This window comes from Streptomyces sp. 184 (assembly GCF_045781775.1).
In the GTDB taxonomy this organism is placed as follows: domain Bacteria; phylum Actinomycetota; class Actinomycetes; order Streptomycetales; family Streptomycetaceae; genus Streptomyces.
Genome location: NZ_CP123230.1, coordinates 1,673,478 through 1,692,881 on the forward strand (window position 1 = coordinate 1,673,478; position 19,404 = coordinate 1,692,881).

The window sequence follows — 19,404 nt, forward strand, 5'->3', positions numbered from 1 at the left end:
GGGACCGCCTTCGCACCCGGCGTACCGCGCCCCGTCTCAGGCGCGGTGCGCCGGGTGCGCGATCAGCGACTGCTGGAGGGCGGCGATCACGGCCTGGGTACGGTTCCCCGCGCCGAGCTTGCGCAGGATGTGCCCCACGTGCGTGGACACCGTCGCGGGGCTGATGCACAGCGAGCGGGCGATGGCCCCGTTGGACATGCCCGCGGACATCAGGCTCAGCACCCGCTGCTCCCGCTCGGTCAGCACGTCCACGCCGACGGTCAGCGGCCCGCTGAGCACGTCGCTCAGCCGCCGCGACACCCGGCGCAGCAGCCGCGGCGAGACGAACAGGTCCCGGGAGGCCGCCGCGTACAGGCCGGCCGCCGTGTCGAACACCGAGTCGTCCGGCAGCATCACCGCCGACGCGCCCAGCGCCAGCGCCTGCGCCACCTGGCTCTCCTCGCCGCCGCAGACGACGGCCAGCGGCCGGGGCCGCCCGACGCCCCCGGCGCCGTCCCCACCCCCGGCGCCGCCGTCGGAGCCCGCCCCGTGGTCGGCGGCCCCCCGCGGCGGCAGCAGCCGCCGGAACTCCCGTACGGACTCGCCGGTGGCCGCGGCCGGGCGCGCCAGCCAGACGTCCACCCGGCCGGCCTCGGGCCGCGAGGCGGCGTCCGCCACCACGGTGCTGCTGAGCACGATGTCGATATGGAATCTGTCGAGCGCGAGCCCGAGCACGTGCGACAGGTGCCGGCGGTCAGTCGTTACGATCCCAATGGAAAGCACGCGAACTCACCTCACTGATACGGAAACGGTCGCGCAGTCAACCCGACTGGTCCCTTCGCAAGCTACCGCCGTACGGGGGCGGGGCAGGCGCGTGGCACACGGCGGATCGTGCCCGGTTCGGCCCGTTTCCACGGCGACCGCCCGCGCCCTGAACGGGCGTGACGGCGCGGCCCGCCCGGCCGGAAGGGCCCGCTTGTGGCGAAAACAGCCCTGTATCGTGGCCGACTTCCGCCCCACGCGCGCCTCGCCTCGCGTACGTGCCGGCCCCCCGACTGCGGCTACCCCCCGGTACGGACGGGGGTTGGCGCCCGGGGCCACCGGGGTGGCAGCCGGAGGGAGCCGGCGGCGCCGCGCGCCTAGCGTTCCGGCACATGAGAACTCCCGCGCCGCGCCCCTCGCGCCGCTCCCTGCTCGCCCTCGGCCCCGCCGCTGCCGCCGCGCCCGTCCTCGGCGCGGCCCCGGCCGCCCGCGCCCGTACCCGCGCCGAAGTCCCCGACGCGCCGGACGAGTTCGACGAGCTGGACATCGCCGGGCTGCGCCGCCGCATGGCCGAAGGCAGGCTCGACGCCGTCCGGCTCACCCGCCACTACCTGGCGCGGATCGAGCGCGTCGACCCCCTCCTCCGCTCGGTCATCGAGGTCAACCCCGACGCGCTGCGCGAGGCGCGGAAGCTGGACGCAGAACGGCGGCCCCGCGGGCCGCTGCACGGCATGCCGGTGCTGCTGAAGGACCTGCTGGAGACCGCCGACCGGATGCACACCACCGCCGGGTCGCTCGCCCTGGAGAGCCTGCGGGCCCGGGCGGACTCCACCGTCGCGGCCCGGCTGCGCGCCGCCGGCGCCGTCGTCCTGGGCAAGACCAACCTCAGCGAGTGGGCCGGCGGCATGTCGCTGACCCACCACGCCGGCTGGAGCGCCCGCGGCGGGCAGACCGCCAACCCGTACAAGCTGGACCGCTCGCCCAACGAGTCCAGCTCCGGCACGGGCGCCGCCGTGGCGGCGAACCTGTGCGTCGCCGGCATCGGCACCGAGACGAACGGCTCGATCCTCGACCCGTCGTCGGCCAACTGCCTCGTCGGCGTCAAGCCGACCGTGGGGCTCGTCGGCCGCGGCGGCATGATCCCCGGGGTGCCGAGCCAGGACAGCGTCGGTCCGATGGCGCGTACCGTACGGGATGCCGCGATCATGCTCGGCACCCTCGCCGGCGTCGATGCGCGCGACCCCGCGACCGAGGCAGGCCGCGGCCACCACCACCGCGACTACACCCGCTTCCTGGACCCCGACGGGCTGCGCGGCGCGCGGATCGGCGTGGCGCGCGAGGTCTACTTCGGCTACAGCCACCACGCCGACGAGATCGCGGAGAAGGCCCTGGAGGTGCTGCGCGCGGCCGGCGCCACGGTGGTCGACCCGGCCGACATCCCCACCGCCGGGCAGCTTGAGGACCTGCCGGGCCAGGTCGTCGTGCAGGTCTACGAGTTCAAGCGCGAGATCAACGCCTATCTGGCCGCGTCCGCCGGCGACCACCCGCGCGGTCTCGCCGAGCTGATCGCGTTCAACCGCGAGCACGCCGACCGCGAGCTGCGCTACGTCCGCCAGGACGGGCTGGAGACCGTGCACCGGCTGGAGTACGGCGAGGCCGAGTACCGGGAGGCGCTGGCGGTCAACCACCGGCTGTCGCGTGCGGAGGGGATCGACGCGGTGCTGCGCCGGCACCGCCTGGACGCGCTCGTGATGCCGACCAGCGGGCCGCCGGCCAAGATCGACCTGATCCGCGGGGACAGCTACGGCGGCGGCTCCTCCACGCCCGCGGCGCTCGCCGGATACCCGGCGGTGAGCGTGCCGGCGGGGTTCGCGTTCGGACTGCCGGTCGGGCTGACGTTCATGGGGACGGCGTGGAGCGAACCGACGCTGCTGCGGCTGGCGTACGCCTACGAGCGGGCGACCGGCGTACGCAGGCCGCCGGAGTACCGGGCGCCGGACGTCGGCCTGTGAGCCCCCGCCCTGTGAGCCCCGCCCGTGAGCCCCCTGCCCGCGAGCCCCGCCTGTGAGACCTCGGCCTACGAGACCCCCGCCCGGGTCAGTGCGCGATGCCGTCGATCAGCTCGCGCGCGCCCTGCCGCAGCAGCGCCAGCGCGACCGACGTGCCGAGGTCCGGCGGGGTGAGCCGGCCGGCCGACTCGCGGGCGTCGAGCACGGTCTTGCCGTCCGGGCTGAACACCCGGCCGCGCAACCACAGTTCGTCGGGCGCGGCGGTGGCGAAGCCGGCGATGGGGCTGTTGCAGTGCCCCTGGAGCACGTGCAGGAACATCCGCTCCGCCATGGCCTCGCGGTACGTCTCCGGGTGGTTCAGGTCGCTGACGACGTCGATGGTCGCCGTGTCGTCCTCGCGGCACTGGAGCGCGAGGATCCCGGCGCCCAGCGGCGGGCACATCGTCTCCACCGGCAGCACCTCGGTGATGACGTCGGTGCGGTCGATGCGCTCCAGACCGGCCACCGCCAGCAGCAGCGCGTCGACCTCGCCGGCGTACAGCTTGGCCAGCCGGCGGTTCGCGTTGCCGCGGAACGGCACGCACTCCAGTTGCGGGTGCGAGGCGGAGAGCTGCGCGATGCGGCGTACCGAGGACGTGCCGACGCGGGTGCCCGCGGGCAGGTCGTCGAGGCCCAGCCCGCCGGGGTGGATCAGCGCGTCGCGGATGTCGTCGCGCCGCAGGAACGCGGCGAACGTCGTCCCGGCCGGCAGCGGCCGGTCCGCGGGCACGTCCTTGACGCAGTGCACCGCGAGGTCCGCCCGGCCGGTGACCAGCGCCGCGTCGACCTCCTTGGTGAACGCGCCCTTGCCGTCGACCTGCGACAGGTCGCCCAGCCACTTGTCGCCGGTGGTCTTCACGGGGACGACCTCGGTGCGGATGCCGGGGTGCAGCGCGGCCAGCTCGGCGCGGACGCGCCCGACCTGGGCGAGGGCCATGGGGGAGTCGCGCGAGACGATGCGGATGAGCTCGGGCACGGACATGGCGTACACGATAGTCCGTCAGAAACGGTCTCCTCGGCCGGGCCCGGGCCCCGCGGTCGAACGCGCCCCCCACGTGCCCGTACGCGCCCCTGACCACGTGCGCCGCCCGGGAGCCGGCTGCGGCTCCCGGGCGGCGGGACGTGCGAATCGGTGCCTGATCGGCGTTCGGTCAGCGGCGCTTGACGCCGGGGACGGTGAACGACGGCGGGCCCGCGGGCAGGTCCACCGTGTACTGGCCGAGGTACGCGTCCAGGTACGGCGAGCGCTCGCCGCCCGTCGGCACGTCGTCGGCGGGGCCGTCCAGGGCGAGGTTCAGCGTGGCGCCACGGACCTCGATCGTCTCGCCGGACGGGGTGTCCCGCCAGGAGCCGGTCTGGATGGTGCCGATCTCCGCGGCCAGCACGTGCCCGGCCGCCAGCCGCCAGTCGGTCGCCTTCAGATCGACGGTGAACCGGCCCCGCTGGAGCAGCGAGACCTGCTCGTCGAACATCACGGCGCTGCCGTCGGGGGCGACGTCGTACAGCTTGAGCATGACGTTGCCCGCGCCCTTCGCGGAGAGCGAGACCCGCGGCGTGCCGGTGACGCGCACGTCGCGCTTGAGCGGCTCGGACCAGACGAAGAAGCTCGACGTGACCTCGCCGGCCCGCTGCCGCTCGGCGGCCTCGGCCGCCAGTCCCCCGGGGGCCGCCGGCTCCAGGGCGGGCGCGTTCTCCATGTCCCACTTGCCCGACGGCTGCGCGGGCCCGCCGGGCGCGGCGCGGCCCGGGGCCGCGAGGCCGGCGCGGGCCGAGGCGCCGCCGTCGTCGACGTAGGAGCCGCCGCCCAGCGGGATGTCCGCGCGCCGCTCGACGACCGGCCAGGTGCTCTGCGCGCGCCAGTCGCCGCTGTTGTCCTCCATGGCGTACTTCGGGTAGCGGACGGTCGGCTTCTCGCCCTTCAGGTACTGGTCGAAGAACGAGAGCGTCTCGTCGTACCAGCCCTCCCGGCCCATCGCCAGCCGGCCGTCCGGCACGCGGTCGCCGCCGCGGACGTGGTCCCACTGGCCGAGCCAACCGCGCTCGGGGCCGCGGTGGTTGCGCAGGTACTCCTCCATCTCCTCCGGTTTGGTGTTGGGCTCGATGAAGCCCTGCGTGACGAAGAGGGGCGTGTCGCTGCCCTTGGCCTGCCGCGCCAGGTCGCGGGCCTTCCAGTGCCTGCTGCGCTGGTCGGAGATCCGGTAGCCGGCGGAGTTCTCCGTCAGGCACTCCGGATGGGTCTCCTCCCAGCGGGCGTTGGCCGCGTAGCGGGGGTCGTCGTCGGCCATCGGGGGGATGGTGGCGATGGAGTTGTACGCGCCCGCGGTGCCGGTCACGTTGGGGCGGGGGACGCCGTTGGAGTAGATGTACTGGTACATGTCCCAGACCGGCTCCTGGGCCACGACGGCCTTCAGGGCCCGCTGGTCCAGGTTGTTGCCGATCAGCCCGGTCACGGCGTCGTACGACTTGCCGTACAGGCCCACCGCGCCCGTCGACCACGACCGGCTCGCGGCCCAGTCGATCGCGGCCTCGACGTCGGCCTGCTCGCCCGGCCCGGCCCAGTCGAGGCAGCCGGTGGAGCCGCCGAAGCCGCGCAGGTCGACCATGACGAAGGCGTAGCCCTCGGCGAAGACGTCGGCGCCTTCGGTGAAGTCCTGGAAGCGGGCGGAGGGCCCGGTGTGCGACCAGCCCTCGTCGCCCGTCGCGCCGGCGTGGGCGAAGTACGGCCCGACGGACAGGATGACGGGCACCTCTTCGCCCTTCTCCAGCCCTTCGGGCAGGAGCACGTCGGCGTGCAGCTCGGTGCCGGAGTCGTCGGCGGAGGGGAAGTAGTGCTGGGTCCAGACCGCGCCCTCGGGGACGCGGTCGTTCTCCTCGTGGGTGACGGGGTCGGTGGCCGTGGCGGTGGCGGTACGGGCCTGGGGGGCGGTCGCGGTGGCGTCCGGCGCCGCGGTGGCGGGGCCGGTGAGCGCGCCGGTGGCCGCGAGGGTGGCGGCGAGTACGGAGGCGGCCCAGGCGGCCGCGTGGCGTCTCTTCACATGCAACTCCCGGGGTGACGGTACGGAGTTGTGGGGGGCGGCGGACGGGTGCGCGCCCGGGAAAAGCACATGTCGCGGGCGCGGCCCGGGCCGACGCGTGGAGCGTATGAACACATCGCGTACACGTCAACGAGCCCGCGCGGTCCGCCTGTCGGGCGGGACCGCGCGGGCTCGCGCGGGGAGCAGCGCGGACTCGGCGGAACCGCGCGGACCGAGCGGGGGCGGCGCTAGACCGCGACGCGCTCCTGCGTCCGCGGTTCGGCCGCCGCGGCGGCCGGGCGGCGGCGTTCGAGCAGCGGGCCGAGCGCCAGCAGCGTCAGGCCGACGAGGGCCCAGCCGGCGAGGACCGCCAGCGGCCCCGCGCCGCCGTTGCCGTCGAAGTAGGCGACGGAGCGGATCAGCGACCCGCCCGCGCCCGGCGGCAGCCACTGGCCGAGCGCCCCCACCGGCTCCGGCAGCATCTCGGGGGCCGAGGGGACGCCGGAGAACGGGTTGCCGAGCAGCATCACCAGCAGGCTGCCCAGCCCCATCCCGGCCCGCCCGAGCACCGCGGCGAGACCCGCGACCGCCGCGCCGCCCGCCAGCACCGTCAGCCCGAGCGCGCCGGCCTCCGCCCACCAGCCGCCGGCCAGCGCGTCGAGCCAGGTGTCCGCGACCGCGGCGCCGACCAGACCGACCGCCGCGGACGCGCCGGCCACGGCGAGGACCGCGCGACCGCCGCGCAGGCCCAGCATGGTGACCAGGGCGCCGACCACGATGCCGGCCAGCGCCAGCGGCAGGATGCTGGAGTTGAGCGCCGCGCCGCGCGGATCCGCGGCCGGCAGCGGGACCACGTCCTCGGTGGGCACGGGCCGCCCCGCCCCGCCCGCCTGCTCGCCGACGGCCTCGGTGAGCAGTTGCGCCACGCTGGGCCCGGCCGCGGAGGCGACCAGCAGCTCGGGGCCGCGCGGGGTGGCGACGACGGCACCGTAGACCTCGCGCTCCCGGACGGCGGTGCGCGCGGCGGCCGCGTCCGGGTACGCGTGCACCTCGAAGGCGCCGTCGCGCTCGGCGAGCTGCGCCTTGAGCGGGGCGGTGGCCTGGGCGGGGCCGGCGACGCCGAGGGGCAGGTCGCGCGGTGCGAGCCGGGCGTTGGGCCAGACGAAGGCCCAGAGGGCGAGGGCGATCAGGGCCGGGACCAGGACGACGACCGCGAGCATGCTGCGGGTGGAGGACATCGGGAGCCTCGATCGTAAAGAGAAGGATCGTTCGTTTTACGAGACTCACTCTGCGCCCGGCGCTCGGGCTTGTCAAGGAAGGAACGTTCGTTTTACGGTTGCGGGCATGGCTCGCGTATCCCAGGCCCACCTGGACGCCCGGCGCCGGCAGATCCTGGACGGCGCCCGGCGCTGCTTCACCCGCAACGGGTTCCACGCCACGTCCATGCAGGACGTCTTCCAGGAGACCGGCCTGTCCTCCGGCGCCGTCTACCGCTACTTCCGCGGCAAGGACGAGCTGATCACGGCCGTCGCGGAGGAGGCGTTCGAGTGGATGCGGGAGGCTTTCGAATCCGCCACCCGGGACGCGCCGCTGCGCCCTCTCGACGAGGTGGTCGCCGGCGTGCTGAGCCGCGCGCTCGACGAGCAGGCGCGCCGCGCGGGCGCCGAGCGGCCGGGTGCGTTCGCCGAGCTGATCGTGCAGGTCTGGAGCGAGACGCTGCGCAGCGAGGCACTGGCCGTCACGCTGAACACCGGCTACGAGCGGATGCGCGAGACGTGGGGCGGCGTCGTGGTGACGTACCAGGAGGCCGGCCTGCTGCGCGCGGACGTCCCCACCGACCACGTGGTGCGTACGCTCATGGCGCTCGCCCAGGGGTTCATCGTGCAGCGCGCGCTGTTCAAGGACGCCGACAGCGAGATGCTGCGCAACGGGCTGCGCGCGCTGATGACGGCGACCGACGGCGACCGGCCCCCGCGCGCCTGAGCGCGCTGGCGCCGGCCGCCGCCGGGGTGCGTCAGCCGCAGACGGCCTCGTCCAGCAGGTCGTCCACGGAGTCGTCGAGGTCGGCGCTGTGGTCGGGGGTGATCGCGACGGTGACGTGGCGGCGCAGGTCCGCCGTGGTGAACGACCAGCTCTGGTACGTCATGGCGTCACCGTCGTTGCCGTAGATCCTGGTCCCGCAGTCGGTGTCCTTCCAGGCCAGCCCCAGCCCGTACTGCCGCCCCTCGGCCGACGGCGTCCGCATCTCCGCCAGCAGCCGGTCCGGGAGCAGCCGCCCGCCGAGCAGCGCGGCGAAGAACCGGTCGAGGTCGCGGGCCGTGGAGACCATCTCGCCGCCCGCGCCGAAGAGCGTCGGGTTCGTCTCCGTGAAGTCGACCAGCCGGGTCCCGCCGCCGTCCCGCTCGATCGGGACGTAGCCGCGCGGATGCGCCCCGCGGATGCGCGGGTACGTGCCCGGCAGCGAGGTGGCGTGCAGGTGCAGCGGCCGGATGATCCGGCGCTTGATCTCCTTGGCGTACGGGCGCCCCGTGGCCTCCTCGATGATCTGGCCGAGCAGCAGGTAGCCGGTGTTGGAGTAGGCGTAGGCCGTGCCCGGCGGCGTCGAGGTCGGCGGGTGGGCGAGGGCGCGCGCGATCTGCTCCTCGGGGGTCCAGGTCCGCGCGCGGTAGTCGAGGAACGCCGGGTCCGGCGGCACGGTCAGCGTGCGCTTGTAGTCGTAGAGGCCGCTGGTGTGGCCCAGCAGGTGCCGTACGGTGATGCGCCCGCCGTCCGGGACGGCGCCCGGCAGCCACGCCTCGACCGGGTCGTCCAGCCGCAGCCGGCCCTCGTCGGCGAGTTGGAGGACGACGGTGGCGACGAACGTCTTCGTGATGCTGCCGACCCGGAAGCGCCGCCCGCGGGCCGGGACCGCCCGCTGCGTGTCCCGCTGGGCGACGCCGCTGGTGCCCCGCCACACGCGCCGCCCGTCGCGCACCTCGATGAGGGCGCCCACCGCGCCCTCGGCCACGATGTCGTCCAGCCGCTCCTGGAGCCGGTCGGGCCCGGTCGCCCCGCCGCCGCCCCCCGCCGGAACGGCCGCGGCCGACCCGGCCACCACCGCCAGGGCCGTCGCCGCCGTCACCAGCACCTGCCGTACACGCCTCACCCGGTCCACCCGCGCTCTCGTCTCGCCCGTTCCCGTACGGGACGAGCCTGCGGCAGGCCGCGGCGGGGGACGATGGGGCTGGTGGGCGTACCGGACCGGGGGTTGCCCCCACCCGGCGGCGCACGGCACGCGCCTGATGCCGGGCCGCGCCCGGGTTCACCCCGGGCCGACCCGGCACCGGACCGTGCCGTAGGCCTGACCGTGTCCGGTCCTACTTCCTTGCTTTTGCCTTCTTCTGCCGGAAAGCCACGGTCATCCCCATGGCGAGCAACCCCAGCAGGGCCGTGGCGCCGCCGACAATGCAGTTGCTCCAGATGGCGCCGTTGGGTGCGGTGTTCGCGGTGGTGACCACCCATGGGGAGATCACCAGCCAGGCGCCGAGGGGCACGGCCAGCCAGGCCAGGCCCGACGTCCGCTCCGGGGCGAGCGCCAGTCCGAGGCCGATCAGGCCGATGGTGATGCCGACGATCAGGTTGCTGACGGCAAGGTTGGTGTTCCCCGTGAAGTGCACGACCCAGGGCGAAATCGCGGCAAACAAGCCGGCGAGCAGGATCAGTCCTTCGAGGGCAACCACACCACCCCCGGCCGCCGTGCGATCGAATCGCTCTCGCATCTCGCCCGCGTCGGGGTGCGAAGTCATGTCCGTGGTGCGTTGCGGATACGACATGGTTGCTGCCTCCTCTCCTGGAAGAGTCCGAAGCATCCCCCTTTCACACGATACGCCCGTTTGGGTGCATGGCGCGTACCCGCCGCTCAGACCGCCCGATCGCCGCCCCGGCGGCGGACCATCTCGGCGATCCAGACGGGCGCGAACGGGGACGTACAGCCCGGGGGCGTCGGATAGTCCTTCAGCACCTGAAGGCGCTCCCCGATGGCGAGGGCGCGGGCGCGGTGCTCCGGGTGCTCGATGCCGATGTGGGCGAGGCAGGTGTTCATCGCCCACTGGAGCCGGTCCGGGGCGTCCGCCATCTTTGCCTCGACCGTGTCGAGCAGCCCCGCCAGGTCCAGGCCCTCGGGCTTCTTCACCACGCGGTCGGCCGTCAGCGCCCAGCCGGCGCTCGCCACCACCGGGTCGGCGTCGGCGGTCCAGGCCACCCGCAGCTCCTCGACGTGCGGGCTCTTCTTCACCACGTAGTTCACGAGCCAGTCGTGCACCTTGGGCGTACGCGCCTCGCGCAGCATGGCGTCCAGCTCGTCCCGCTCGTACGCCCTGGGGCGGCAGACCAGCAGCGCGAGCAGCCGCGCCGCGGAGTCGCCGGTCCGCCACAGCTCGCCGGCGAGCGGCTGCTGCGTCTTCAGCCGCTTGGCGAGCGCGCGCAGCCTGCCGAGGTTCACGCCGTGGTCGTCGCCGTGCTTCTCGTTCACCGCGCGCGTCTTCGGGTCCGCCAGCGTGTCCAGCTCGGCCAGTATGTCGGCCAGCGTCGTCGTCTCGGCCATCGCGCCCTCCCTGTCGGTCGGCCGAAGCCTAGCCCCGACCCCTACCGGCGGCGTCGTCGCGGACGGGCGCGGGGTCAGCGGCCGGGGCGCAGCCGTACGTGCAGGTGGCCGGCGTCGCGCGGCGCGGGCCGGCCCGCGGGGTCGGTGACCTCGGCGACGTCCAGCCCGGCGACGGCCGCGAGGGTCTCGAAGCCGTCGCGGGTGTACCAGTGCAGCACCCACGGGCGTTCGGTGATGCTGCTGCCCGAGGGGTGGTAGCGCTCGTAGCGCAGCAGCGTCGTCTGGGTGCGGGTGTGCTCGTCGCGGTTCTCGGCGACGACGCGGACCCGCAGTTCGGCGCCGTCCGGTGCGGTGGCGGTACGGGCCCGGCCGACGTCCGCGGCCGGCGTGGGGGAGGGCAGGTGCAGCGGGATCAGGACGGTGGCGCCCTCGGCGAGGTGGGCGCGGATGGCGCGCAGCGCGGCCAGCGCGGTGGCGTCGTCGGGCAGCAGGTTGAACGTCGGCCCGGCGAGGTAGACGGCCGCGTACCGCCGGGGCAGGTCCAGCGCCTCCATGCGCTGGTGGAACACGGCGACGGGCAGCCCCTCCTCGGCGGCCCGCCGGCGCAGCCGGTCCAGCATGTCCGAGGAGGAGTCGACGCCGTCCACGTCCAGCCCCCGGCGGCGCAGTTCGAGCAGCGGCTCGCCGTCGCCGCAGCCCAGCTCCAGCGCGGGGGTGCCGGCCTGCTCGATGAACGCGGCGTACGGCTCGGGGTCCTGGGTGACGGACTTCAGCGGTCCGTACAGCTCCGCGACGATTCCGGTGTAGAAGTCTGCTGGATCCATGTTCGCCACCCTATGCGCGCCACGGCACGGCCGGCGCGGCTCCCGCCCGGGCGGCGGCGGGTCGGGCGGGTGACTCGTGCGATAGGCATCGGGTACGACCGGCTCCGCCGGCCGCGCGGGCGGGAACCCCGTCCCGTACGCCGGAACTCGCCGCCGTCCCCGGACGGTTCCGCCGCGGACCGCTCAACGGGCGGCCCGCGTCTACGCGGTGGCCCGGCCCGGCCCGGTCAGGCGGAAGTGCCAGACGACCTCCGCCGGCAGACCCGCGCCGGCCGCCGCCGCGGCGCGGGGGACCAGCTCCATCAGGGACCACGGCCACGCCTCCCACGGCCCCGGTCCGGTCGCAGGCGCCCCGGCGGGATCCGCCGCCGGAGCCGGCGCCGGGTCGTCCGCGGCGGCCGGCATCCCCGGCTCCTCGCAGCGCAGCACCTCGAACCCCGCCGCCAGCGCGGCGCGTACGTAGTCCCCGACCGTGTGCCGGTACGTCTCCACCCGCGCCGGGCTGCCGTCCGCGAGGCGCACCGCCGGTACCGACCCGAGCGCCACCCGCTCCGGGTGGAGGTCCGACGTCACGAGGTGGCCGCCCGGGCGCAGCACGCGGGCGAACTCCGCCAGCGCCGGACCCAGATCGGGTACGTGCGTCAGGGCGAGCGAGCAGACCACCACGTCCACGGCGTCGTCCGCCACCGGCAGCCGGTCCAGCGCGCCGGGGCGGAACTCGCCCGCCGGGACCCGCTTCCGGGCCCGCGCGAGCATGTCCGGCGAGCTGTCGACGCCGATGGTGCGGTGGCCGTGCTCCGCCAGCAGCGCCGTCATCCGCCCGGTGCCGCAGGCGGCGTCCAGGGCGACGCCCGCGGGCAGCGGGCCGAGGATCTCCCGGACGAGCGGTTCGTCGATGTCGAACGCCGAGTTGGGCCCGTCGTACGACTCCGACCAGATCCGGTAGCCCTCGACCGTGGACACCCGGGCGACGTCGACGCCGGCCCCCGCCAGCGACTCGTCGTCGAGCAGCCGCCGGATCTCGCCGAGCCGCGCGGCGACGAACGCGCGGTCGTGCTCGCCGGTGAACGACCGCAGCAGGGCAACGCCCTCCAGGCCCACCACGTAGGCCAGCGGATCTTGGTGCATCACGGCCGCGACGCTAGTGAGCCGCACGGGCGCGGCGCCACCGGATTAGGGGCCGGGAGGCGCGGGTTCGGGGTGAGTGAACGCCCATGAACGGATGTGGTACGGATCCTCGGCCGCGTTGACGGGGGTCCTCGGGGGCGGTCGGTGTCATCCTGGTATGGCTACCTTTGGCGGATTTCATGCGGAGGGGTCCCATGGGAAGGGCACACACCACCGGGCACGTACGCGAGCGAGCGGCGGAAGCTCCCGACCTCTTCGCCGAGCTGCGAGAACGCGAGTTCGGCTATCTGGACGAGGGCGGACACACCTATCTCGACCACACCGGAGCCGGCCTCCCGCCGCGCTCCCTGGTCGCGGGCAGTGCGCGGCGCATCACCGGCGGCCTGTACGGCAACCCGCACTCCGAGAGCCCCGCGTCCCGCGCCTCCGGCGACCGGCTCGCCGAGGCCCGCGAGGCGGTGCTGCGGTACTTCAACGCCGATCCCGCCGAGTACGCCGTGATCTTCACGCCCAACGCGACGGGCGCGCTGCGCCTGATCGGCGAGGCGTACCCGCTCGGGCGCGGCAGCAGGCTCGTCCTCTCGCTCGACAACCACAACTCGGTCAACGGCCTGCGGGAGTACGCCCGGGCGCGCGGCGCGGCCGTCGAGTACGTCCCGCTGCGCACCCCGGACCTGGCGATCGACGAGGACCGGATGCACGACGCGCTGTCCGTACGCGCCCGGCGGCCCGGCGGCCGCGCGCACGTGCACATGCACGGGCTCGGGCGAGGGCGCGGCCACGACCGCGACGGCTCCCGCGGGCTGCTGGCGTATCCGGCGCAGAGCAACTTCACCGGCGTACAGCACTCGCTGGACTGGATCGCCACCGCCCAGGCGCAGGGCTACGACGTCGTGCTCGACGCGGCGGCCTACGTCCCGACCAACGCCCTGGACCTCGGCCGCCACCACCCGGACTTCACCGTCGTGAGCTGGTACAAGGTCTTCGGCCACCCCACCGGCATCGGCGCCCTCGTCGCCCGCCGCGCCGCGCTCGCCAGGCTGCGGCGCCCCTGGTTCGCCGGCGGCACGATCTACGCGGTCAGCGCGCAGGCGCAGTGGCACGTCCTCGCCGACGACGAGGCCGCGTTCGAGGACGGGACCGTCAACTTCCTCGCCATACCGGACGTCACCGCCGGGCTCGCCTGGATCGAGCGCATCGGCATCGACCGCGTCCACGACCACGTGGAGGCGCTGACGGGCCAACTGCTGGCCGGGCTGCGGACGCTGCGGCACAGCAACGGCTCGCCGCTGGTCCGGGTGTACGGGCCGGACCGTACCGGCACGCCGCGCGGCGGCACGGTCGCGCTGAACGTTCTCGGCGCCGACGGCGGCGTCGTCGACGAGCGCGTCATCATCCGCGACAGCGCCGCGTACGGCATCTCGCTGCGCACCGGCTGCTTCTGCAACCCGGGAGCCGGCGAGGCGGCCTTCGAACTGCCGCTGCGCCGGCTGCACCGGGCGGCCCGCCGTCGGCTCGGGTCGCTGGAGGACTATCTGAAAATGCTCCACCTGCCCTCGGCGGGCGCGGTGCGCATCTCGCTGGGCGTGGCGTCGCAGCCCGGGGATGTCGAAACGTTTCTGTCGTACGTGGCGCAGACCTACCGGGACCGGGTGCCCGACGTGGCGGGCCTCGCGCCGCGGCACGGCTGCTGACGCCCCGCGGGCCCCGGACCCCGGCCCGCGCTAGCGCCCCTGCCGGCTCCGCACCGCGCCGTCCCGGCACTTGCGCACCAAGACCCACCACGTCAGCCCCAGGAACAGCACCGCGAAGCCCGCCAGGATCACCCACCCGCGGGCCGCCGGATGCCCGAACGACTTCCCGTACGACGCCAGCAGCGGCGGCCCCAGCGGCGAGGCGCCCGTACGCCACAGCGACTCCAGGCCCACCCCGCTGCCCAGCGCCTCGAACGCCCAGCGGTTGGTCATCGCCCAACTGATCGCCTCGCCGCCCGCGGTCATCCGCGGCACCGGCACGAACGCCCCCGAGAACAGCACCTGCGGGAAGCACAGCAGCGGCAGCATCAGCGTCGCCTGCCCCGGCTCCGACACCGCCGCCGAGGCGAGCAGCCCGAGCGCGAGGGCGGCGGCGGAGGCCAGCACGCCGGTGGCGAAGAGCGAGGCGTACGTGTCCCAGCCCGCCGGGGGCAGCCGGTCCAGCGCGCGCAGCACGGCCAGCAGCAGCGCGACGGCGAGGGTCAGCACGGGGAGCATGGTGGTGAGTTTGGAGGCGACGTACGGGCCGATCCGCAGCCCGGCGAGCCATTCGCGGCGCAGGACGGGCAGTTCGGTGCAGATCTGGAGCAGGCCGTACGTCAGCCCGAAGAAGAAGGCGCCGAAGGCGATCCAGAACATGATCATCGCGGTGGAGCCGGGGTCCGGGGACGCCGGGTCGAACGCGTCGGCGCGGAAGAGCACCGCGAACATCGCCACGATCATGACGGGGGAGCCCGCGAGAACGGCGACGGAGAGCCGGTTGTGCACCAGCAGGGCGGTGCCGCGCCGGGTGAGCAGCATCCACTGGCGCACGGCGCCGACGCGCGACGCCTTCCCGGCGGCCACGGCGGTCCGGGCCCGCGCCGCGGCCCCGGCGGTCCCGGCCTGCCCGGCGGGCCCGGCGGGCGCCGGGCCGTCGGCCTGCCCGGGGATGTCACCGGTGCCCGGCGCCCGCGCGCCGTCGGCCACCGCCCCGTACACCTCCTCGGCGCTGCCGACGCCGAACGCCTTGCACAGGCCGTCCGGTTCCCCCGTGTACGCCACCTCGCCGTCGGCCGACAGGAAGACCACCTGGTCACCGCGCGGCAGATCGGCGAGGACGTGCGTGGTCAGCACCACGGTGGTGCCGTCGTCGGCCAGCCCGCGCAGGGTGCGCATCAGCTCCGCGCCGGTGACCGGGTCGAGCCCGGACGTCGGCTCGTCGAGGAACAGCACCCGGGGCCGCGTCAGCAGTTCCACCGCGATGCTCGCCCGCTTGCGCTCGCCGCCGCTCAGCGCCCGTACCGGAGTGTCGCGCCGCGAGGTCAGCCCCAGGGTTTCCAGCACCCGGTCGACGGTCGCGGCCACCGCCGCGGCCGGTGTCCCCGGCGGCATCCGCAGGCCCGCCGCGTACACCAGCGTGCGGTGCAGCGGCAGCTCGCGGTGGATGATGTCCTCCTGCGGCACGTACCCGAACTCCGGCCCCGGCGGCCCCGGCGGCGCACCGTCGTGCCACACCTCGCCCTCGCTCGGCGCGCTCAGCCCCGCCAGCGTCTGGAGCAGGACCGTCTTGCCGGCGCCACTGCTCCCGGCGATCACGACGAGGGTCCCGGGGGCGACGTCGAGCGACGCCCCGCTCAGCACCCGCCCCGTCCCGCGTACGTCCCGGCTCACCCGGCGCGCGCGCAGGCGCAGGCCGCGGACCGAGGAAACGGAAACACCGGCGGGAACACCAGCGGAGACACCCGGGCGCAGGGGCGGCGTCGACATGTGTGCAGCATGCCAAAGGAACGGGGCTCCGAGGCCCCACGGCTCGCGAGTCGTACCAACGATCGGACGAGTCGGCCCGCGCCGGCCGCCCCGCCGCGCCGCGCTACGCCGCCGGGCCCGGCTGCCACTCCGTGGCCAGCAGGCCGAGCAGCACCTCGTCCAGGAACTCGCCCAGCACCCAGGCGGAGGAGCGCAGCACACCCTCGCGGACGAAGCCGTTGCGCTCGGCGGAGCGCAGCATCGCGGCGTTGTCCGCCAGCGTCTCGATCTGGAGCCGGTGCATGCCGCGGACGACGAAGCCGTAGTGGCAGAGCGCGGCGACGACGTCGGTGCCGTAGCCCTTGCCGCGGGCGGAGGGCAGGAGGCCCAGGCCGATGTGCGCGGACCTGTGGTGGTTGTCGATGCCCCACAGCACCGCGGTGCCGGCCAGCCGCCGCCGTCCAGCTCGACCACGGAGAACGGAACAAGTCCTTCCGCCTTGTCGTCCACCAGCAGCGGGGAGTCCTTCGAGTCGGCCGCGACCGGCCGCCACGGCGTCCCCTGGGCCCGCGAGCCGGCGACCACGTCGTCGTACAGCTCGGCCTGGAGGACCGGGATGTCGTCCGCGTGCCGGGCGCGCAGCCCGACCTTCGTGCCTCGTAGCATGCCTGCTTCCTGACCGAGCGGGGCCGCCGCCCGCAAACGCATTGACGAGGGGTGTCGGGCGGCGGGCCCGGGGACGGCGTGCACGATCGGGGGAACATCGGGGGAATCCGCCCCGACGCGCGGCGGCTGCGCAACGCTGGCGGCATGTCCATATATCAGGTCTCGTGTCCCGGCCGGGTGCTGTTCCTGGAGGCGGAGATCGCGGAGTTGAACGCGGTCTCGGACGGCGGGCTCCAGGTGGAGCCGGCGCTGTGGTGCGAGTTGGAGAAGGGGCACGCGGGGCCGCACTGCACGCTCGCGGTGGGCGCCCGCGCCACGGACGACCTGCCCGCCCGTACGCTCTGGGCCCGCTGGCCCGAGGGCGACGAGTACGGGCCGGGGCGGGACATCGCGGCGCTGCCCTCGTGCCCGGCGACGTTCCTCGAAGGGTCGGTCTCCTCCGAGTGCTGCGCGCTGCCGAAGGGGCACGAGGGGCGGCACGGGTTCGAGTTCGGACCGCCGATCAGCGAGTCGGACATGATGCCGGACTGGGTGCTGAAGATGCTGGAGGGGGAGTAGGCCCGGCGGTGGCTCACCCCGGCGGGTGCCCCCGGAGCGAGTCGAGCGGCCCCCGGTGTGACCGTATGTGCGCCGGGGCCGCGGGAGAGGGGAACACGAGACCGGCGAACCGCCGTCCCCGGCCGGCAGCCGGGTGGCGGCCCGTACCGGACCGGTCGGGCGGCGAGCCGCTCAGGCGACCAGGAGGCGCAGGCCCAGTTCGGCCGCGTCCAGGGCGAGGAGGTCGCGGTTGCGTTCCGCCCAGCGGCCCGACGACAGGTCGTCGCGGAGGCTCGCGACCGCCCGCCGCTCCGCCTCGGGGCCCACCCTCGTCCACACCGACACCGCGCGGCGCACATGCTCCTCCAGGTACGCCTCCGGCCGGCGCCAGTGCGCCTCGAAGAAGCCGTCCGCGCAGTCCCACGGGATCAGCACCGGCTCCGCGCGGCCCCCGATCGCCCGGGTCAGGTCCGCCAGCGACGGCCAGTCGACGAGGAGGTCGGCGAACTCCGGCAGGTAGTCGCGGGTCAGCCAGAACCGCTCGCGCCGGCCCCGGTCGCCGGCGTCGTACGTGAACACCACCACCCGCCGCGCCACCCGCCGCATCTCCCGCAGCCCCGCCACCGGGTCCGGCCAGTGGTGCACCGTGCTCACCGCCATCGCGGCGTCGAACGATCCGTCCGCGAACGGCAGCCGCTCCGCGCCGGCGGACACGCACCGCGCCGCGCCCCGGGGCCGCTGCGCCCGCATGACCGCCGACGGCTCGACCGCCGTGACGTCGCGGTCCAGGGGCTCGTACGAGCCGGTGCCGGCCCCGACGTTCAGCACCGTGCGCGCGTCCCCGAGCGCGTCCCAGATCCGCGCGGCGATCCGCGGCTCGGTGCGCCGCGTCGCCGGGTAGGCCGACCCGATGGCCTCGTACAACTGGGGCCCGAACACTCTGAGTTGCTCCTCCGACGTCGTTTTGAGGCCCCTGGCCCGCGCCTCCAGCTCCCTGTCGATCGCCGTCACCATGGCCGCGGCGCGCTCCCGCTGCGCCAGCAGCAGGCCGCGCAGCCGGTGCAGGTGAGCGACCGCGTCGGTGGCCGGGTCGTCGACCAGGTCCGCGATCTCGCGCAGCCCGAACCCCAGCCGCCGGTAGCCGAGCACCTCGCGCAGCCGCTCCACGTCGCCCGGCGCGTACGCCCGGTAGCCCGCCGGGGTCCGCGCGGACGGCCGGACGAGGCCGATCTCGTCGTAGTGGTGCAGCGTGCGCACGCTCACGCCCGCCAGCTTGGCCACGCGCCCCACGGTCAGATGCTCTGCCACGCCCCCGACCATGCGGCATCACGCCACGTGAGGGTCAAGCGCCCCGCTGCCCGTGCCGCGCGCGGAAGGTGCGGCGGTACGCGGCCGGGGGCACCCCGACGGTGCGGTGGAAGTGGCGGCGCAGCGTCGCGGCGGTGCCCATGCCGGTGGCCTCGGCGATGGCGTCGATGCTCCGGTCGGTGGTCTCCAGCAGCTCCTGGGCGCGGCGGATCCGCTGCGTCAGCAGCCACTTCAGCGGGGTGGAGCCGGTGGCGGTCCTGAAGTGCCGGGCCAGGTTGCGCGAGCTCATCCGCGCCTGGCGGGCCAGGTCCTCCACGGTCAGCGGCTGGTCGAGACGTTCCACGGCCCAGCCGAAGAGCGCCGCGAGCGGCCGGTCGTCCGTGGCGGGCACCGGGGCGGCGACGAACTGGGCCTGCCCGCCGTCCCGGTGCGGCGGCACGACGAGGCGGCGGGCGACCGCGTTGGCGACCGCCGAGCCGCGGTCGAGGCGTACGAGGTGCAGGCACAGGTCCAGCGCGGCGGCCTTCCCGGCGGACGTCAGCACGCTGCCGTTGTCGACGTAGAGCACGTCCGGGTCGACCTCCACCCCGGGGTAGCGGGCGGCCAGGGCCCCGGTGTGCGCCCAGTGCGTCGTGGCGCGCCTGCCGTCCAGCAGACCGGCGGCGGCCAGCACGAACGCGCCGGTGCACAGGGAGGCCACCCGGGCGCCGGCCGCGTGGGCGGCGCGTACCGCGTCGACCAGGTCGGCCGGCGGCTCCGCGTCGACGTCGGCCCAGGCGGGGACGATGACGGTGCCGGCGTGCCGGAGCCGGTCGAGGCCGTGGTCGGGCTCCAGCCGGAACCGCCCGACCCGCACGGGCCGCGAGCCGCAGACCGCGACGTCGTACCAGGGGCCGGTCACCCCGTCCGGCGCGGAGCCGAGGGCCTCGTACGCCACGGACAGCTCGAAGTGCAGCATCCCCTCGGTGACGGCCAGCGCGACGGTGTCCATGTCCGAAAGTGTACGGGCGCTGTCGTTCCGGACACTCGCGGCGGGGTGCCCGCCCTCGTCAGGATGTCCGTACGGATCATTCG

Annotated in this window: 16 protein-coding genes and 1 pseudogene; 4 read left to right on the top strand and 13 right to left on the bottom strand. The window is 75.1% G+C overall.

The window, feature by feature from the left end; genetic code table 11:
- Window positions 1–36 precede the first annotated feature (36 nt).
- Window positions 37–762 carry a response regulator transcription factor gene (locus tag QBL21_RS07285; RefSeq protein ID WP_407561173.1) on the bottom strand — a complete coding sequence of 242 codons (726 nt, stop codon included), beginning with the start codon at window positions 760–762 and terminating at the stop codon, window positions 37–39.
- A gap of 371 nt (window positions 763–1,133) precedes the next feature.
- Between QBL21_RS07285 and QBL21_RS07290 the strand changes: the two genes are divergently transcribed.
- On the top strand, window positions 1,134–2,753 hold the full coding sequence (locus QBL21_RS07290; RefSeq protein ID WP_407561174.1) for an amidase: 1,620 nt from the start codon (window positions 1,134–1,136) through the stop codon (window positions 2,751–2,753).
- A gap of 85 nt (window positions 2,754–2,838) precedes the next feature.
- On the opposite strand, the gene hemC is transcribed toward QBL21_RS07290, so the two are convergent.
- The 3 genes from hemC to QBL21_RS07305 all read right to left on the bottom strand — a co-directional run bounded on the left by hemC (window position 2,839) and on the right by QBL21_RS07305 (window position 7,041).
- Window positions 2,839–3,771, bottom strand: a complete 933-nt coding sequence (gene hemC / locus QBL21_RS07295) for a hydroxymethylbilane synthase (protein ID WP_407561175.1) — start codon at window positions 3,769–3,771, stop codon at window positions 2,839–2,841.
- 169 nt (window positions 3,772–3,940) lie between these two features.
- Window positions 3,941–5,824: a CocE/NonD family hydrolase gene (locus tag QBL21_RS07300; protein ID WP_407561176.1), complete on the bottom strand. Its 1,884-nt coding sequence runs from the start codon at window positions 5,822–5,824 to the stop codon at window positions 3,941–3,943.
- 227 nt (window positions 5,825–6,051) lie between these two features.
- Window positions 6,052–7,041, bottom strand: coding sequence for an ABC transporter permease (locus QBL21_RS07305; RefSeq protein ID WP_407561177.1), 990 nt, complete (start codon window positions 7,039–7,041; stop codon window positions 6,052–6,054).
- 106 nt (window positions 7,042–7,147) lie between these two features.
- On the opposite strand from QBL21_RS07305, the gene QBL21_RS07310 reads away from it, so the two are divergent.
- Window positions 7,148–7,786, top strand: coding sequence for a TetR/AcrR family transcriptional regulator (locus QBL21_RS07310; RefSeq protein ID WP_407561178.1), 639 nt, complete (start codon window positions 7,148–7,150; stop codon window positions 7,784–7,786).
- A 31-nt stretch (window positions 7,787–7,817) separates the two neighbouring features.
- Here the strand turns inward: QBL21_RS07310 and QBL21_RS07315 are convergent, their stop codons facing one another.
- From QBL21_RS07315 to QBL21_RS07335, 5 genes are all read right to left on the bottom strand, one after another.
- Window positions 7,818–8,948, bottom strand: a complete 1,131-nt coding sequence (locus tag QBL21_RS07315; RefSeq protein WP_407561179.1) for a serine hydrolase domain-containing protein — start codon at window positions 8,946–8,948, stop codon at window positions 7,818–7,820.
- Between the two features lie 211 nt (window positions 8,949–9,159).
- Window positions 9,160–9,615: an SPW repeat protein gene (locus QBL21_RS07320; protein WP_407561180.1), complete on the bottom strand. Its 456-nt coding sequence runs from the start codon at window positions 9,613–9,615 to the stop codon at window positions 9,160–9,162.
- A gap of 86 nt (window positions 9,616–9,701) precedes the next feature.
- Window positions 9,702–10,385: a DNA alkylation repair protein gene (locus QBL21_RS07325; protein ID WP_407561181.1), complete on the bottom strand. Its 684-nt coding sequence runs from the start codon at window positions 10,383–10,385 to the stop codon at window positions 9,702–9,704.
- A 74-nt stretch (window positions 10,386–10,459) separates the two neighbouring features.
- Entirely contained in the window at window positions 10,460–11,209 is a 750-nt protein-coding gene (locus QBL21_RS07330) for a class I SAM-dependent methyltransferase (RefSeq protein ID WP_407561182.1), read from the bottom strand.
- A gap of 201 nt (window positions 11,210–11,410) precedes the next feature.
- Entirely contained in the window at window positions 11,411–12,337 is a 927-nt protein-coding gene (locus tag QBL21_RS07335) for a class I SAM-dependent methyltransferase (protein ID WP_407566334.1), read from the bottom strand.
- A gap of 194 nt (window positions 12,338–12,531) precedes the next feature.
- Between QBL21_RS07335 and QBL21_RS07340 the strand changes: the two genes are divergently transcribed.
- A complete protein-coding gene (locus tag QBL21_RS07340; protein ID WP_407561183.1) occupies window positions 12,532–14,031 on the top strand; it encodes an aminotransferase class V-fold PLP-dependent enzyme in 1,500 nt (499 codons plus the stop codon).
- Between the two features lie 30 nt (window positions 14,032–14,061).
- On the opposite strand, the gene QBL21_RS07345 is transcribed toward QBL21_RS07340, so the two are convergent.
- Both QBL21_RS07345 and QBL21_RS07350 read right to left on the bottom strand, forming a co-directional pair.
- On the bottom strand, window positions 14,062–15,840 hold the full coding sequence (locus QBL21_RS07345) for an ATP-binding cassette domain-containing protein (RefSeq protein WP_407561184.1): 1,779 nt from the start codon (window positions 15,838–15,840) through the stop codon (window positions 14,062–14,064).
- Between the two features lie 103 nt (window positions 15,841–15,943).
- Window positions 15,944–16,485, bottom strand: a pseudogene (locus tag QBL21_RS07350) (GNAT family N-acetyltransferase).
- A 144-nt stretch (window positions 16,486–16,629) separates the two neighbouring features.
- Here QBL21_RS07350 and QBL21_RS07355 point away from each other — a divergent pair.
- The gene (locus tag QBL21_RS07355; protein ID WP_407561185.1) at window positions 16,630–17,043 is read left to right on the top strand and encodes a hypothetical protein; all 414 of its coding nucleotides are present in this window, start codon (window positions 16,630–16,632) and stop codon (window positions 17,041–17,043) included.
- Between the two features lie 171 nt (window positions 17,044–17,214).
- Here QBL21_RS07355 and QBL21_RS07360 read toward each other — a convergent pair whose 3' ends face one another.
- On the bottom strand, window positions 17,215–18,342 hold the full coding sequence (locus QBL21_RS07360; protein WP_407561186.1) for a MerR family transcriptional regulator: 1,128 nt from the start codon (window positions 18,340–18,342) through the stop codon (window positions 17,215–17,217).
- A gap of 22 nt (window positions 18,343–18,364) precedes the next feature.
- Window positions 18,365–19,321 carry a helix-turn-helix domain-containing protein gene (locus QBL21_RS07365; protein ID WP_407561187.1) on the bottom strand — a complete coding sequence of 319 codons (957 nt, stop codon included), beginning with the start codon at window positions 19,319–19,321 and terminating at the stop codon, window positions 18,365–18,367.
- Between the last annotated feature and the right edge of the window lie 83 nt (window positions 19,322–19,404).

Coding starts and splice junctions, on each gene's coding strand:
- QBL21_RS07290 (WP_407561174.1), top strand. CDS start 1,134: ATGAGAACTCCCGCGCCGCGCCCCTCGCGCCGCTCCCTGCTCGCCCTC.
- hemC (WP_407561175.1), bottom strand. CDS start 3,771: ATGTCCGTGCCCGAGCTCATCCGCATCGTCTCGCGCGACTCCCCCATG.
- QBL21_RS07305 (WP_407561177.1), bottom strand. CDS start 7,041: ATGTCCTCCACCCGCAGCATGCTCGCGGTCGTCGTCCTGGTCCCGGCC.
- QBL21_RS07310 (WP_407561178.1), top strand. CDS start 7,148: ATGGCTCGCGTATCCCAGGCCCACCTGGACGCCCGGCGCCGGCAGATC.
- QBL21_RS07320 (WP_407561180.1), bottom strand. CDS start 9,615: ATGTCGTATCCGCAACGCACCACGGACATGACTTCGCACCCCGACGCG.
- QBL21_RS07325 (WP_407561181.1), bottom strand. CDS start 10,385: ATGGCCGAGACGACGACGCTGGCCGACATACTGGCCGAGCTGGACACG.
- QBL21_RS07330 (WP_407561182.1), bottom strand. CDS start 11,209: ATGGATCCAGCAGACTTCTACACCGGAATCGTCGCGGAGCTGTACGGA.
- QBL21_RS07335 (WP_407566334.1), bottom strand. CDS start 12,337: ATGCACCAAGATCCGCTGGCCTACGTGGTGGGCCTGGAGGGCGTTGCC.
- QBL21_RS07340 (WP_407561183.1), top strand. CDS start 12,532: ATGGGAAGGGCACACACCACCGGGCACGTACGCGAGCGAGCGGCGGAA.
- QBL21_RS07345 (WP_407561184.1), bottom strand. CDS start 15,840: ATGTCGACGCCGCCCCTGCGCCCGGGTGTCTCCGCTGGTGTTCCCGCC.
- QBL21_RS07355 (WP_407561185.1), top strand. CDS start 16,630: ATGTCCATATATCAGGTCTCGTGTCCCGGCCGGGTGCTGTTCCTGGAG.
- QBL21_RS07360 (WP_407561186.1), bottom strand. CDS start 18,342: ATGGTCGGGGGCGTGGCAGAGCATCTGACCGTGGGGCGCGTGGCCAAG.
- QBL21_RS07365 (WP_407561187.1), bottom strand. CDS start 19,321: ATGGACACCGTCGCGCTGGCCGTCACCGAGGGGATGCTGCACTTCGAG.